Origin of the sequence: Agrococcus casei LMG 22410 (assembly GCF_900163565.1) — a bacterium.
Taxonomy (GTDB): Bacteria; Actinomycetota; Actinomycetes; order Actinomycetales; family Microbacteriaceae; genus Agrococcus; species Agrococcus casei.
Genome location: NZ_FUHU01000037.1, coordinates 1 through 13,169, shown reverse-complemented (window position 1 = coordinate 13,169; position 13,169 = coordinate 1). Strand labels below are relative to the sequence as shown.

Annotated in this window: 17 protein-coding genes and 1 pseudogene; 10 read left to right on the top strand and 8 right to left on the bottom strand. The window is 62.5% G+C overall.

Annotated features, from left to right (window positions below; translation table 11 throughout):
- Positions 1-48: 48 nt before the first annotated feature.
- A pseudogene (locus CZ674_RS14025) lies at positions 49-484 on the top strand (DDE-type integrase/transposase/recombinase); the annotation flags it as partial.
- Between the two features lie 14 nt (positions 485-498).
- Here the strand turns inward: CZ674_RS14025 and CZ674_RS08820 are convergent.
- The 3 genes from CZ674_RS08820 to CZ674_RS08810 all read right to left on the bottom strand — a co-directional run bounded on the left by CZ674_RS08820 (position 499) and on the right by CZ674_RS08810 (position 2,082).
- The gene (locus CZ674_RS08820) at positions 499-1,281 is read right to left on the bottom strand and encodes a hypothetical protein (RefSeq protein ID WP_143244700.1); all 783 of its coding nucleotides are present in this window, start codon (positions 1,279-1,281) and stop codon (positions 499-501) included.
- A gap of 85 nt (positions 1,282-1,366) precedes the next feature.
- Positions 1,367-1,816, bottom strand: a complete 450-nt coding sequence (locus tag CZ674_RS08815; RefSeq protein ID WP_086992156.1) for a PIN domain-containing protein — start codon at positions 1,814-1,816, stop codon at positions 1,367-1,369.
- On the bottom strand, positions 1,813-2,082 hold the full coding sequence (locus CZ674_RS08810; protein WP_086992155.1) for a type II toxin-antitoxin system Phd/YefM family antitoxin: 270 nt from the start codon (positions 2,080-2,082) through the stop codon (positions 1,813-1,815). Before CZ674_RS08810 ends, CZ674_RS08815 begins: the two co-directional genes overlap by 4 nt.
- 520 nt (positions 2,083-2,602) lie before the next feature.
- Between CZ674_RS08810 and CZ674_RS08805 the strand changes: the two genes are divergently transcribed.
- Positions 2,603-3,814: a Fic family protein gene (locus CZ674_RS08805; protein WP_086992154.1), complete on the top strand. Its 1,212-nt coding sequence runs from the start codon at positions 2,603-2,605 to the stop codon at positions 3,812-3,814.
- Positions 3,815-3,949: 135 nt separating this feature from the next.
- On the opposite strand, the gene CZ674_RS08800 is transcribed toward CZ674_RS08805, so the two are convergent.
- The gene (locus CZ674_RS08800) at positions 3,950-4,390 is read right to left on the bottom strand and encodes a hypothetical protein (protein WP_086992153.1); all 441 of its coding nucleotides are present in this window, start codon (positions 4,388-4,390) and stop codon (positions 3,950-3,952) included.
- A 282-nt stretch (positions 4,391-4,672) separates the two neighbouring features.
- On the opposite strand from CZ674_RS08800, the gene CZ674_RS08795 reads away from it, so the two are divergent.
- From CZ674_RS08795 to CZ674_RS08770, 6 genes are all read left to right on the top strand, one after another.
- The gene (locus tag CZ674_RS08795; RefSeq protein ID WP_086992152.1) at positions 4,673-5,176 is read left to right on the top strand and encodes an FBP domain-containing protein; all 504 of its coding nucleotides are present in this window, start codon (positions 4,673-4,675) and stop codon (positions 5,174-5,176) included.
- 168 nt (positions 5,177-5,344) lie between these two features.
- The gene (locus tag CZ674_RS08790; RefSeq protein WP_200810077.1) at positions 5,345-6,202 is read left to right on the top strand and encodes an ABC transporter permease subunit; all 858 of its coding nucleotides are present in this window, start codon (positions 5,345-5,347) and stop codon (positions 6,200-6,202) included.
- A gap of 11 nt (positions 6,203-6,213) precedes the next feature.
- The gene (locus tag CZ674_RS08785) at positions 6,214-6,936 is read left to right on the top strand and encodes an ABC transporter ATP-binding protein (protein WP_086992151.1); all 723 of its coding nucleotides are present in this window, start codon (positions 6,214-6,216) and stop codon (positions 6,934-6,936) included.
- Positions 6,933-7,922 carry an aliphatic sulfonate ABC transporter substrate-binding protein gene (locus CZ674_RS08780; protein WP_086992150.1) on the top strand — a complete coding sequence of 330 codons (990 nt, stop codon included), beginning with the start codon at positions 6,933-6,935 and terminating at the stop codon, positions 7,920-7,922. The genes CZ674_RS08785 and CZ674_RS08780 overlap by 4 nt, the downstream gene beginning before the upstream one ends.
- Positions 7,923-7,960: 38 nt before the next feature.
- On the top strand, positions 7,961-8,542 hold the full coding sequence (locus tag CZ674_RS08775; RefSeq protein WP_086992149.1) for a carboxymuconolactone decarboxylase family protein: 582 nt from the start codon (positions 7,961-7,963) through the stop codon (positions 8,540-8,542).
- Positions 8,535-9,506 carry an ATP-grasp domain-containing protein gene (locus CZ674_RS08770; RefSeq protein WP_086992148.1) on the top strand — a complete coding sequence of 324 codons (972 nt, stop codon included), beginning with the start codon at positions 8,535-8,537 and terminating at the stop codon, positions 9,504-9,506. Before CZ674_RS08775 ends, CZ674_RS08770 begins: the two co-directional genes overlap by 8 nt.
- A 93-nt stretch (positions 9,507-9,599) precedes the next feature.
- Here the strand turns inward: CZ674_RS08770 and CZ674_RS08765 are convergent, their stop codons facing one another.
- On the bottom strand, positions 9,600-10,238 hold the full coding sequence (locus tag CZ674_RS08765) for a Pr6Pr family membrane protein (protein ID WP_086992147.1): 639 nt from the start codon (positions 10,236-10,238) through the stop codon (positions 9,600-9,602).
- 118 nt (positions 10,239-10,356) lie between these two features.
- On the opposite strand from CZ674_RS08765, the gene CZ674_RS08760 reads away from it, so the two are divergent.
- A complete protein-coding gene (locus tag CZ674_RS08760; RefSeq protein WP_086992146.1) occupies positions 10,357-10,728 on the top strand; it encodes a PH domain-containing protein in 372 nt (123 codons plus the stop codon).
- Positions 10,729-10,732: 4 nt separating this feature from the next.
- Here CZ674_RS08760 and CZ674_RS08755 read toward each other — a convergent pair whose 3' ends face one another.
- From CZ674_RS08755 to CZ674_RS14270, 3 genes are all read right to left on the bottom strand, one after another.
- Positions 10,733-11,095 (bottom strand): DoxX family protein, encoded by a 363-nt coding sequence (locus tag CZ674_RS08755; protein ID WP_086992145.1) that lies wholly within the window; start codon positions 11,093-11,095, stop codon positions 10,733-10,735.
- Positions 11,092-11,631, bottom strand: coding sequence for a TetR/AcrR family transcriptional regulator (locus CZ674_RS08750; protein WP_159456945.1), 540 nt, complete (start codon positions 11,629-11,631; stop codon positions 11,092-11,094). Before CZ674_RS08750 ends, CZ674_RS08755 begins: the two co-directional genes overlap by 4 nt.
- Before the next feature lie 70 nt (positions 11,632-11,701).
- A complete protein-coding gene (locus CZ674_RS14270; RefSeq protein WP_200810076.1) occupies positions 11,702-11,872 on the bottom strand; it encodes a KOW domain-containing RNA-binding protein in 171 nt (56 codons plus the stop codon).
- Positions 11,873-11,997: 125 nt separating this feature from the next.
- Here CZ674_RS14270 and CZ674_RS08745 point away from each other — a divergent pair, with 125 nt between their 5' ends.
- On the top strand, positions 11,998-13,131 hold the full coding sequence (locus CZ674_RS08745) for a DUF222 domain-containing protein (RefSeq protein ID WP_086992143.1): 1,134 nt from the start codon (positions 11,998-12,000) through the stop codon (positions 13,129-13,131).
- Positions 13,132-13,169: the final 38 nt, after the last annotated feature.

Here is a 13,169-nt window from a genome sequence, read left to right as displayed (position 1 = left end):
CGTGAGAAGATGAACGAGCTTATTCACGGTGTTGCGCTGGCTCTCTGAATCCGCCACGCGTTCAGCGGGCGGATCGTGGGGTACTCCATCGACTCGAGGATGAAGTCTCGACTGGCCGTCCAAGCGCTCGAGAACGCGGTCGCCATGCGCGGCAACGTCGCCGGCTGCATCGTGCATTCGGACCGAGGATCTCAGTTCCGAAGCCGAAAAATACCGGCGCGCGCTCACCCGTCATCGCATGGTCGGAAGCATGGGCAGAGTCGGGTCAAGCGGAGACAACGCCGCCATGGAATCGTTCTTCGCGCTGCTGCAGAAGAACGTCCTCGACCGCCGCTCCTGGACCACTCGCGAGCAACTGCGCATCGCCATCGTCGCCTGGATCGAACGCACCTACCACCGCCGCCGACGCCAGGCCCGCCTGGGCCGTTTGACGCCCATCGAGTTCGAGACCATCATGAACACGACCGTCGCACTGGCGGCGTGACTACAACCTGTCACCTACTCGTGCAGCAGACCCGGTGTTGCCTCGATAGGTTTGGCTCGACGCTCGCGCGAGTCCGCCCAATCTGCAACTGCAAAAAGCCGGTTCCAGGCCTTGGTAGCAATTGTCTTGTTATCGAAATTTACGAGCATGCCATGCATAATCCCATTTCGATAAAGATCGATAATTTCAGTCGTATCCGTCTTGTAGAAGCCCTTTAGAAAAGAACCATGCGCATGGCTTAGACCAAGATGATGTCCAGCCACGCTGTCCCAGGCAACCATGTCTTCCTCTGAGCGAGCATGCAATCCTTGACGGATTGATGTGTCGAAGTCGTTCACGAAACCATCCATGACAGAAAGCAGGACGAGCACAGCGCTGTAGTGTCGGCCTTCGTGATAGTCAACCAGAGCCTTCCTCAGCAAAGGGATACGTGGTCGCATCGCATCGAAGCGGTGAAGGCGCCCGAGTGGAAACTCAATGCGGTTCTCGGAGTTGTAGTAAGCGATGAGTCGTAACTCAGCGGTCTCTGAATCTTTAGCGTTGGCCACTTCTTCCATCGCAGTCAGGTTGAGATCGCCCGTGAACACCCAGTTTCGTTCGCCAAGATGATCGTAAAATCTGTCCACGATCGAGACGATGCGGCGATGCTCGCGCTGAAGACCCTTCAGCTCCGTTCGTTGTTCCTTGGACAGGAGAAACCCCAGTAGCTTGAATGCTGTGATTTGTTTTTCCATCTCTTTGACTGATGGAAGGTCGCTTGCTGAACCGTAGGGCTTTTCGGGTGGGGAGCTTGGCATGGGCAAGACACTAACGCCGACCACTGACTTTGTGTCGACTTCATCGCCGAGTTAGACGGCTGAAGTGCAGGAAGCGATGATGAGTTCACTGGCCAAGCATTGCTCTCGTGCAGTCTCCGCGTAAGTAGATCTCGACGTGTGCGCTTGTCCATGTTGCGACCCCTGAGCCAAAGAAGTCTCGATCTTCTGTCCAGATCGGACAGTCAAGTGCGAGGGCAGCGGCGACTACCGGCCAATCCATCGGATCGCGAGAACCGATGCGAGCCAGGGCAGTGCTCCGTAGGGGAGTGATGACACTCTCGTCCACTGTCTCTACAACGGCTCGCAAACGATCAAGTGATTCAATCAGCGCTTCGGGGTCACGATCTCGTTTAGCGGCGATAGTGGGGAGGTGCCGCTCTGCTTCCTCGAATGCGAGTCCCGGTACGAAGAAAGCGACCTCCGCACCGTACTGCTCTATAAGTTCCCTCACGCGCTTGCCGAGCACGGCTCGAACAAGAATATTTGCATCGAGGACGATGCGCCGTGAGCTCATGTGCTCTGTTCTGCCTGACGGTCTTCTCGTCGCAAGGCATCGAACTCAGTCACGACCTCGTCCTCGCTCGTGCCCCACTCTTCGAGCAGCGCATTCGCCTTCTGTGCTGCCTCGGCGTACGCCGCAATGTCGGCCTTACGATCCCGATGCACCGGAATGAACAGACCAACCGTCTGCCCATGTCGAGTGATGGTCACAGGCTCGGTTTGGTCAATGAACTCTGCGAGACCTTGTCGGAACTCGCGAACTCCAACGGTGGTGCTCATCGCCCATCCCTTTTCGCTTTTGTGTAATGTTGTGTACACATTAACATCCTGAGTCTCGCGTGTCCAGAGCAGCGCGGCTGTGCCGCGTGGCTTCTCGCCGCCGCAGGCTGAGGGGGTGTGCCATATTTGTGCCGTAAATCTCGTGAGAAGCAACTGAAGCTAACTGACACTCACCGATCCAAACCGCGTGATTCTGCCGATCTGCCTATATATAAGGTAGCTAAAAACCCCTGATCAATCTGAAAATCGAAAGGTCACCGGATCGATGCCGGTCGGAGCCACTGAAACCCCTCCTAGCTTCTACATGGAGGGGTTTCTTCTTGTCTGCGGTGCGATTCTGCGGGGCCCGCGCCCGGTTTCGGCCGGCTCGCATTCACGAGAAACCGCAATGTCACCACAAACCGCAGATTCTGCGGCTTCTCGTGCACAACCGCCCAGATTGCGGCACCCCGTGACGCAGCCGTTGCTAACGCCCGTCCATACCAAAGGATATTCGCTTAGCCTTTGGTAAGCTTGCCCCATGACCAACGGCAGCCGCGCATCCGCACAGGCTTCCTGGCCCGCGATCGGCCACGAGGCACATACCTGGGTGCCCAGCGGCAGCGATGACCTGATCGCATCTCGTCGCGCTCGGCTGCAAGCTCGCGGTGACTACCAGGCCGCGGTGCCGCCGATCATCGAGGCTGAGTCGGTGCCGCTGTCACCGGCGACGGCCGCCATGGCAGATGACGCCAGCCAGGAGCTCGCCCGGTTCGATGCAGAAGCCGGATTGATCGCTGCACCATTCGCCGCGATTCTGCTGCGCACAGAGTCTGCTTCCAGTTCTGAGATCGAGAATCTCACCTCGAGCGCCAAGCAGGTGGCGCTGGCAGAGATGGGTGTCTCGAAATCAGCGAACGCGCGCTTGGTGGTGGCCAATGTCCGGGCTATGAACGCGGCCATTGCACTGTCAGATGAAATCAACAAGGGCTCGATCCTGGCGATGCACCAGGCTCTGCTGCAAGCCTCGGCGCCTGAGCATGTGGGCCACTGGCGCCAAGAGCAGGTCTGGATCGGGGGAGGCAGCATCTCTCCGCACGCAGCCTCGTTCGTGCCGCCGCATCACGATCGAGTGCCAGCACTCATGGCCGACCTCGTCGAGTTCATGCGCCGCACCGACCTGCCCGTGCTGGTGCAGTCGGCGATCGCACACGCGCAGTTCGAGACCGTGCACCCGTTCCCCGATGGCAATGGCCGCACGGGGCGCGCCCTGCTGCAGAGCATGCTGCGCCGCGGAAGGCTCACGCGCAGCGTCACAGTGCCGGTGTCAGCGGGTCTGCTGCAAGACACGGATGCGTACTTCAGTGCCCTGACCGAGTACCGCGCCGGCCGACCGGACGCAATTGTCACTGCCGTAGCCGAGGCATCGTTTGCCGCGGTGAGGAATGGCAAGGCGCTGGTCGCCGACATCGAAGCCGCCGCTCTGCGCTGGGACACTCAGGTAGCCGCCCGACGCGACTCATCAGTGCACCGTGTCAAGGATCACCTGCTGCGACAGCCGGTTGTGAACGCCAAAACCGTCGCGTTCGAGCTCGACATCAGCGAGGTCGCTGCTCAGAACGCCATCGCCCGCCTCGTCGAAGCGCGCGTTCTGACTCAGACAAACGAGGGCCGCCGCAATCGCATCTGGGAAGCTCCCGAGATTCTGGCAGCCCTTGACGCCTTCGGGGCCCGCGCCAGGCGCAGAAAGTGACTGCCCACGCCCGGTTTCTGCCGGCTCGCGTTCACGAGAAACCGCAATGTCACCGCAAACCGCAGATTCTGCGGCTTCTCGTGCACACCCGCCCATATTGCGGCACCCCGTGACGCCGTGGTGCCTGCTGCGCGCCTACAGCAGCTCAGCCCGCGGCTGAACCGCTGTCACATCTGCCGCGCCGCACTCGGCCGAAGCAATGTGGCTGAGCTCGGCGAAGAGGGTTCCCTCCTCGAGGATGACGCCGTCACCGAGATCCACATCGCCGCCCAGCTCAGACAGCACCGGCTCTTGCACGTCGACCGCGCATCCCCACTGCCCTGTCACTGCCTCCCACGGCACTGACTGCAGGTACTCCAGCTGCTCCAGCGCGAACGCATTGAGCTCTGCCTTGTCACTGCCCTCGGGTGCCACCGGCGCGGGATTCTCAGCAGCGAATGCCGCCACCTGCTCTGCGTAGGCGATCTGCTCGTCGGTCGGCTGATCTGCGGAATCGAGCACCGGCGCGAGCCCGGTGAGTGCGAACGAGAGGGCAACGGCTCCTGTGAGCGCACCTGCGGCATGCGTGAACTTCATGGTCACTCCAGACATCGATCAGAACAGCTACCGCAATTCTGACAGGAATTCACAGCACTGGCAAGGGCGACCCACGGGCGTACACTGGCCGACGTGAATTATCGAGAGCTGCACTCGCAGCGTCAGGAGGTCGTCAGCGAAGCACTCGCTGACGGTGAGTAGCTGACCCGTCCGGCCGTGCCTGCACCTGTTGCCCCGCACGGCTGTTCTGACGAACCCACTCATTCACGACGGCTGCACCGCGCATCCGCAATGCTGCGACGTGCACCGAAAGGCTCCATCATGCAACTCCTGACCGAATCATTCATCCGATCGTCGTTCATCAACGCCTCCCGCAAGGAGGTGAAGGACATGACGCTGCCCGCCGGATTCGACGAGCTCACCGAGGCTGACTGGCAGGCACACGACGTCTTCGGCTGGCGCGACCCCAAGTTCGCCCGCCGCGCGTACGTCATCATTCCGCAGCTCGACGGCGACCCGATCGGCATCGCCCTCAAGCAGGCCGAGTCGTCGGCGCGAGCGCGTGCCATGTGCAATTGGTGCCGGGATGTGCGACTGCCGAACGAGGTGGCCCTCTGGAGTGCGAAGCGCACCGGTGATGCCGGGCGTCGAGGCAACACCGTCGCGACGCTCGTCTGCCTCGAGTTCCAGTGCTCGAGGAACGTTCGCAACGACATGCCGCCCGCTTACGAGGGCTACGACGTCGTCGCCGCCCGTGAGCGCCGGATCGACGAGCTGCAGCTGCGAGCCGCAGGGTTCGCAGAAGGGCTGTTGAACGGCGGGTAGGTGTCGCCGGGCGTGCAGCTCTTGGGCAATTGCTCATTATCTGCACTAATGTCACCCCGTGTTACAGATTATGACAAGGGCAATTGGTTCCGGCCTCAGCCCCTGTCAATCTGGGTCACGTCGTCGGCAATCTGATGCCGGCGAGAGACTCGAAGACAGGACCGCGCTGTGACCACCACCGAGGAAGCCGCCGCCCCCAAGGCGGACGTCCGAGGCCAAGAGACCCCGAGCTCAAGCGGCACCCCCGCTCGCAAGAAGTCCCGCAGCCGACGCAGGCTCTGGCTGCAGGCCATCCCCTGGATCGTTCCCCTCGTGGCGCTGGTCGTCTGGCAGCTGTCACGCAGCGACTTTCTGCCGAGCCCCGTCGAGGTCGTGCAGGCCGGCGTGAAGCTGGCGGCAAACGGCGAGCTGGCCGAACACGTGTGGATCAGCACGCGGCGAGCGCTCATCGGCTTCGCGATCGGCGGCTTCATCGGCTTCGCCCTCGGGCTGCTCAACGGCGTCTCGGAGGTGCTCGCGAACCTGCTCGACACGTCGATCCAGATGATCAGAACGGTGCCGCACCTGGCGCTCATCCCCCTGGTCATCGTGTGGTTCGGCCTGGGCGAGGAGGGCAAGGTCTTCCTGGTTGCGCTCGGCGTCGCCTTCCCGATCTATCTCAACACCTACAACGGCATCCGCAACATCGACCCCCGCCTGATCGAGATGGCCCGGGTCTACCGACTCAGCAAGACGGCACTGTTTCGCGAGGTGATCATCCCCGGCGCGATGCCGAGCATCCTCGTCGGCGTCCGCTACGCCCTCGGCATCATGTGGATGTCGCTGATCGTCGCGGAGACGATCGGCTCGAACGGCGGCATCGGCTACCTCGCAACGCAGGCGCGCCAGTTCGTACAGATGGACATCGTCGTGCTCACCATCGTGATCTACGCGCTGCTGGGCAAGCTCTCAGACATGATCGCGGTCTTCCTCGAGCGGCGCCTGCTGCGCTGGAACCCCGCCTTCCGCGCAACCCCGAAGGCCTGAAGGAGCAGCCCATGAGCATCAGCATCACGATCGACCAGTACTCCAAGAGCTTCGGCGACAACAGCGTGCTTCGCGACCTGAACCTCGACATCCCGGCCGGCCAGTTCGTCGCCCTCGTCGGCAAGAGCGGCTGCGGCAAGAGCACCCTCCTGCGCTCGGTCGCCGGACTCGAAGAGGCCACCGGCGGGCGCGTGCTGCTCGACGACCAGCACATCACGAAGCCGCATGAGCAGCTGCGCATCATGTTCCAGGACGACCGCCTGCTGCCATGGCGCTCGGTGCTGCAGAACGTGGCGATCACCGCGACCGATCATGACCGGGCGGTCGAGAGCCTGCAGGCTGTGGGCCTCGCCGACAAGGTCGACCAGTGGCCGGCCAGCCTCTCGGGCGGTCAGCGTCAGCGCGTCGCACTCGCCCGCGCGCTTGCGAGCTCGCCCGAGGTGATCCTGTTCGACGAGCCGCTCGGTGCGCTCGATGCGCTCACGCGACTCGAGATGCAGCGGCTCATCGAGGGACTCTGGCAGCAGCGCGGCTTCACATCGCTGCTGGTCACGCACGACGTCGGCGAAGCGGTGTCGTTCGCCGATCGAGTCATCGTGCTCGCAGACGGCGGCATCGCGCTCGACCTCGAAATCGACCTGCCACGCCCTCGCCTCCGCGACCCCGCTTTCCTGGCGCACGAGAACACGCTGCTCGACGCCATCCTGCACGAACCCGAAAGGTCTCACTCATGAATCGCTTCACGAAGTCCATTGCGGCGGCAGCTGCCGCTGTGCTCCTGCTGGCCGGATGCGGCGGAGGCGGTTCTGCGGATGGGGGTGGCACAGAGGGCGGCGAAGTCGTCATCGGATACCAGCCCGGCAATACGCTTGCGCTGCTCAAGGCACAGGGAACCCTCGAGGATCGCCTCGAAGCCGAAGGCTATGAGGTGGCCTGGGAGGAGCTGGCGATCGGCACGCTCGTGCTGGAGGCGCTGAACACCGGCAACATCGACTTCGGTCACTCGTCTGACGCCAACGCGATCTTCTCGGCTGCCAACGGCAAGCCCATCGAGTACGCAGCCTCTGAGAACCCGTACCCGAAGGGCGTGGCCCTGCTCTCACGGGCCGACTCCGGCATCGCCACGGTCGCTGACCTCGAAGGCAGCCGGGTCGGGGTCGTCGAGGGCGGCAACATGCACTACCTGCTGCTGCGGGCGCTCGATCGCGAAGGCTTGAGCATCGACGACGTCGACGTCGTCTACTACGCGAATGCCGCCGACGGCATGGCGGCTTTCCAGCAGGGCGAGTTCGAGGTCTTCGGCACGTGGGATCCATTCCTCGCGATCATTCAGGAGCAGATCGAGACCACCACGGTGCTCGACGCCGAGGGGCTGGCCGACAACCGCACCTTCTACTTCGCGACGCCGGAGTTCATGGAGAACGACCCCGAGATCCTGTCGATCATCCTCGAAGAGCTGCAGAAGTCGAACCAGTGGGCGAACGAGAACTCGGTCGACGCGGCTGCGATCCTCGCCGATGAGCTCGGCCTCGACCCAGCTCCGCTCGAGACGGCGAACGAGCGGCGCGACTACGGCGTGCTCGCGATGGACGACGCAGCGGTGCAGGCCCAGCAGGATCTCGCCGACACGTTCTTCGACGCCGGGCTGATCGAGAACGAGATCACTGTGGCCGACTACGTCGACACCGAGCCGACCTGGATTCCCGAGAACGTGAAGTGACCGAGTTCGCCCCTGGCGACTCGAGATTGGAAGCAACCATGGCACGACTCCCCTACATCAGCCGCGAAGAGGCGACCGACGAGGTCCGCGGTGTGTACGACGAGTTTCACGAGGCTGGTCTGACCAAGTTCATCCATCAGGCAGAGACGCTTGCGCACCACCCGCCGCTGCTGCGGGCCGTCGCCGACCTGCTGCTGGCGTACTACCACCACAGCGTCGTGCCGAAGCGGCAGCTCGAGCTCGCGGTGCTGGCGGTCAGTGCGCGCAACGCCTGCGAGTACTGCGTGGTCCATCACACGCCGCAGGCTGTCGACTCTGGGCTCACGATCGAGCACGTCAATGCCGTCATCGACGGAACATGGCGCGAGGTCGACGCCTTCGACGAGCTCGACCGTGCGGTCATCGCATACGCCGAGCAGGTGACTGCCGACGCCAACCGAGTCGATGACGAGCTGTTCGCACAGCTGCGCGAGCACTTCGACGACAAGCAGGTGCTCGAGCTGACCATGCGCATCACCACCTGCACGTTCTTCAACAAGTTCAACGACGTGCTGCGGCTGGATGTCGAGCCGATCGCCGCAAGCCTGTTCGAGACGGCGACCGGGCACCAGCATGCCTGAGTCTGCAGGCGGCGGCGCGAAGGTCGTCATCATCCACGACAATCCCGAGTGGATTCCGCCCCTCGCCGCAGCATTCGAGGCCGAGGGCGTGGAGTTCGAGGAGTGGCTGCTGCCGGGCATCACCCTGGATCTCTCGCAGACTCCGGCCGATGTCGTGTACTGGTCTCGACTATCCGCGTCTTCGCACACGCGCACCGACCCTCATGTGAAGGAATACGGGCGCGCGGTGCTTGCGTGGCTTGAGGCGGCGGGGCGCACCGTGGTGAATGGGGCGGGCGTCTACGAGCTCGAGGTGTCGAAGGTGCGGCAGCATCGCGAGCTCGAGCCTCGCGGGTTCGACGTGCCGCGCACGGTTGCGGTGTTCGGCGGCGAGCGGCTGGTCGAGGCTGCTGCAGGGTTTGCCCCTCCGTTCATCACGAAGCACAATCAGGGCGGTAAGGGCTTAGGCGTGCGCCGCTTCGACTCGCATGCAGACTTTGCAGATGCGGCGACTGAGTTTGCACCGGGCGGAGAGAATGCTCCGATCGACGGCATCACCTTGATTCAGGAGTACGTGCAGCCGGCTGAGCCGTTCATCACGCGGGCCGAGTTCATCGGTGGCGAGTTTCACTACGCGGTACGAGTCGACGTGTCTGGCGGCTCGTTCGAACTGTGCCCGGCCGATGCGTGCGAGGTGCCTGATGCAGCGCCACAGTTTCAGCTGCGTGAAGAGATAACCGCCGAGACGCCGCTGGTGGTGAGACTCGCTGCCCTGCTGTCTGTGCTGGATGTGCAACTGGCGGGAGTCGAGTTCATTGAAACTGCCGATGGTCGCCAGGTCGTCTATGACATCAATACGAACACTAACTACAACTCGGGTGTCGAAGCTGGTGAGGCAGCTGCCGGCCGACTGCCTGCTGCTCGGCGGATCGCGCAGTTTCTTGGGGCGCTGCGGACGCCAGAGCTGGTCGCGAGCGGCGTGTGACGAGATGCCGCAACGTCACGAAAAGCCGCAGATTCTGCGGTTTCTCGTGCGCGCATCCGACTTCTGCAGTTTCTCGTGACTGCGGCCGCCCATTCACTCGCGCTTGCGCCTGAGCACGATTCCGCGGGCTCGGCTGGCCAGCCAGACGAGAGCGCCTGAGGCGACGATCACGGCGAGGATTCCCACGACGTGGACGAAGAGTGACGGGATGCCGCGTTCGACGAGCAGGAATCCGTAGGGCACCCAGCCGTCGGTTGCGCCCCTGATCAGCACGACGGTGAGCCAGAGAATCGGATGCGGCAGCAGCGTCCAGAGATGTCGCCACGGCAGGGGCGGCCGGTCGCCGATGAGCAGCCAGTCGAGGGCGACCACTGCCGGGAAGACGATGTGCAGGAGAATGCTCACCCATGGCGGGGCGGAGCCAGTGCCTGGTACGAGCACGTTGTAGACGAGCGCGACGACGAGGAGGTATCCGGTGACTATGCCTCTCGTGACTGAGAACCAGCCCGGTGCACGCCTGCCTGCAAGCGACAGCACACCTGCGGCGATAAGCACAAGCGCGGTCGCCAAGCTCGTCTGATTCGTGAAGTATCCGAAGAAGTCGAACGGGTTGCCGTCTTCTGCTGCGATCCGCAGGGCGTAGGCGTACGCAAGAACAGCCACCATCGTCACGCCGGTCGCAGCTCGGCCGACGCCGACGAGGCTCGCGTTGCGCGAGGGTGGGGTGGTCATGTTGGTGAGTCTACGAAGTCGACTGCGTGAAAAGTTCGGATTCGTTCGTATGATGACTTCACACTGCCTGAGAACCACCGCCGGTTTCTGCATCGGCGCCCGACAACGGAGTCCCCCAATGGAAATCACCCCCAACCTGTCTTGGACGCTGCACAACGAAATTGCGATACCCAACGACATCGGCCAGCTGCTGGTGCAAGGCGAGCAGGCTGTCGCAGCCTTCAAGACCTTCAGAGACTCGGCAACTTTCACGACGAAGCGGTTGATTGTTCGCGATGCTCAGGGCATGACGGGCAAGAAGGTAGAGATGTATTCTCTGCCGTACTCGTCGATCAATATGTGGTCGTCAGAGAATGCAGGCACTTTCGATTTCAATGCCGAAATCGAGCTCTGGACTCGGGCGGGTCACATCAAGATCAAGCTCGGCAAGGGAGCCGATGTGCGACGCATTGATTCGCTTATTGGTTGGGCAGTGTTGCAAGCTCACTAGTCATTCACGTCACGAAGTGGCAGACGACGAGTGTGACGACTGCGAAGGCCAGGAAGCCGAGGCAGTTGACCCAGAATGCCGAGCCGAAGAATCTGGCGTGCACATGGGCGACTGTGGCGCAGATGAAGTAGGCGACGACGCCCACATTGGCGGCGAGACCGACTCCTGGAACGGCGAGACCCGCCAGCAGTCCGACGATTGCTGTTGACTTGATTGCGATCAGTGTCCACCACCACGCTCGCGGAAATCCGACCCCGTTCAGGCAGTCGCGAATGAATGCGGGTGGTCGGATTGACAGGATCACGTCGACCAGCAGTACGGCCGCCAGCGCAACAGAGAGCCACCAGGGGTCAGCGATGAGGGTCATGTCAGGGTGCTCGATCCGATGGACGTGCGAACGCTCCGCCTGAGGTTCTCGAGGGTAGGTGTAGGGCTCGTGTCGCCGCTGCCTGCCCAGATCATCAGTTCACCGAGGTACGCGCGGTGAATAAGGTGTGCCGTCACCTTCGCCTCAGGCTCGTCACCGAGCACTGCCGCAATGCTGCTGATGAGGCGTTGAGCGAGACTCTCGAACACCTGCGAGCTCTGACGACCGGATACCAGCACAGCGAGATAGGCGCGGGCGAGGTCGACGTGGTTGCTGAACCATTCGACGAACGGCGTCAGCTGCTGCATCACTGCAGTCGTCGCATCTGGCGAGACGGATGGGGCTGGCATCGGCAAGTCGGCAATGACGGTGTCAAGCACGCGAACGATCAGGCCGTCTTTGTCAGCAACCCCCATGACCGTGCCGACGCTGACACCTGCTCGATCGGCGATCTGACGGATTGTGACGTCAGGTCCGTGTCGGAGAAACAGTTCGGTTGCAGCCTGCACGACGCTGCTGTGGGTATCAGCCTTCATCGAGGTTCGTGATTGAACGCGTTCAGTGAACATGTTCAAACGATAGCACGGCCAGCGTCCCTAGCGAGCCTTATGGCTGGAAAAGCCGGATCTCGTCAGGCTTGTAGTACTGCTGCATACTGACCCCGACCCTCACCAGATACGTCTTTTCAGCTTCGTAGAGGTACACAACGGTGCCCACGGAGTGCCGCATCGGTCCGGTCAGAATCTGCACAGTGTCACCGACTTTGAATTCGTCCATGCACTCAGGGTAGTAACCCCCCCCCTGCGCAGCTCTCCACAGAAGTCCTTCTCCACAGGTGCCGTTCTGGCGTGCTTCGTGTCAGGCGTCACTAGTACGTTTGTTCTAACGAAGGAGGTGGCCATATGAGCACCGCAACTGCGATCCAGCAGCTCACTGCTGAGGCGGCTGCCGTGTTCGATGCTGCCTTCGCTGACTTCACTTCGTGTTCCACTGGTGAGCGGTTTGCGACGCTGGATGCGATGACCGCGTTCGCGCTGCAACACCAAGCACATTTGGCGCGGTTTGCGCAGGTGCTCGAGCACGCTGATTCGACACTGTCGAGTGTTGCGAAAGACCTCCAGTACTCCTCCACCGCCAACCTGCTGCAGCACGAGGTGGGGTTCGCGAAGGGTCAGGCCGACTCCTACGTGCGGCTTGGCAAACTGCTCCAGCACCGCGAATACCCCGTGCTGGCTGCGGCGATCGAAGCAGGCAGCATCTCATCAACACAGGCGATCATCATCGTGCGTGAGTTTGATCGCCAGCGCGATTGCTTCGATGCGGAGTTCCTCGCCATGGCCGACCGTAGCGCGGTCGCCTTCGCTGAAGGCAGTGACTCCAGCCAGCCGTGGAGTCCCGAAGATCTGCGCGACAGCATTCGCGGCTGGTTCGCCGAGCATGACCCTGAGCAGGTCGAGCTGCAGGCTGCGCAGCAGCAGGCACGTCGCGAATGCACAGCGTGGGTGCAAGACGACGGCATGGTCTCCCTCCGAGCATTGCTGCCCGCACCAGAAGGCGCTGCCGTGCTGCAGTTCCTCGACGCCAACGCCGCCCCACGCACACGACTCTCAGCTCCCGACGGTGACCCCGACATCGAAATGCGCACCCGCACACAGAAGATGGCCGACGCCCTCGTGCGCGCCTTCACCACCGCCGCAAAGTCCAAGGACTCCAGCACCCAAGGCGGCTGCGCACCGACCCTCCTCGTCACCGTGCCGATGCGTGAAATCACCAAGTACGCAGACGGCACACCCGCACTCGCACGCGTCAGCCGCACCCAAGAATTCATCCCCGTCGCTGAAGCAGCCAGGGTCATCTGTGACGGCGCCGTCCAGGCGGCGATCACTGACGACAACGGCAACGTCCTGAAACTCGGACGATCGCAGAGGCTCTTTTCGCCGACCCAGCGGAAGGCGCTGAACGTCGCCTACCCGAAGTGCGCAACCGACGGATGCACGATCCCGTCAGTCTGGACAGAAGTGGACTTGCCCCGGTGACGCGGACACTTGAGAGTGGTTGTATGGCCACAGAAGGG

Coding starts and splice junctions, on each gene's coding strand:
- CZ674_RS08810 (WP_086992155.1), bottom strand. CDS start 2,082: ATGAGCACCACCGTTGGAGTTCGCGAGTTCCGACAAGGTCTCGCAGAG.
- CZ674_RS08795 (WP_086992152.1), top strand. CDS start 4,673: ATGCAACTCCTGACCGAATCATTCATCCGATCGTCGTTCATCAACGCC.
- CZ674_RS08765 (WP_086992147.1), bottom strand. CDS start 10,238: ATGACCACCCCACCCTCGCGCAACGCGAGCCTCGTCGGCGTCGGCCGA.
- CZ674_RS08760 (WP_086992146.1), top strand. CDS start 10,357: ATGGAAATCACCCCCAACCTGTCTTGGACGCTGCACAACGAAATTGCG.
- CZ674_RS08780 (WP_086992150.1), top strand. CDS start 6,933: ATGAATCGCTTCACGAAGTCCATTGCGGCGGCAGCTGCCGCTGTGCTC.
- CZ674_RS08815 (WP_086992156.1), bottom strand. CDS start 1,816: ATGAGCTCACGGCGCATCGTCCTCGATGCAAATATTCTTGTTCGAGCC.
- CZ674_RS08775 (WP_086992149.1), top strand. CDS start 7,961: ATGGCACGACTCCCCTACATCAGCCGCGAAGAGGCGACCGACGAGGTC.
- CZ674_RS08805 (WP_086992154.1), top strand. CDS start 2,603: ATGACCAACGGCAGCCGCGCATCCGCACAGGCTTCCTGGCCCGCGATC.
- CZ674_RS08745 (WP_086992143.1), top strand. CDS start 11,998: ATGAGCACCGCAACTGCGATCCAGCAGCTCACTGCTGAGGCGGCTGCC.
- CZ674_RS08770 (WP_086992148.1), top strand. CDS start 8,535: ATGCCTGAGTCTGCAGGCGGCGGCGCGAAGGTCGTCATCATCCACGAC.
- CZ674_RS08800 (WP_086992153.1), bottom strand. CDS start 4,390: ATGAAGTTCACGCATGCCGCAGGTGCGCTCACAGGAGCCGTTGCCCTC.
- CZ674_RS14270 (WP_200810076.1), bottom strand. CDS start 11,872: ATGGACGAATTCAAAGTCGGTGACACTGTGCAGATTCTGACCGGACCG.
- CZ674_RS08750 (WP_159456945.1), bottom strand. CDS start 11,631: ATGAAGGCTGATACCCACAGCAGCGTCGTGCAGGCTGCAACCGAACTG.
- CZ674_RS08755 (WP_086992145.1), bottom strand. CDS start 11,095: ATGACCCTCATCGCTGACCCCTGGTGGCTCTCTGTTGCGCTGGCGGCC.
- CZ674_RS08785 (WP_086992151.1), top strand. CDS start 6,214: ATGAGCATCAGCATCACGATCGACCAGTACTCCAAGAGCTTCGGCGAC.
- CZ674_RS08820 (WP_143244700.1), bottom strand. CDS start 1,281: ATGCCAAGCTCCCCACCCGAAAAGCCCTACGGTTCAGCAAGCGACCTT.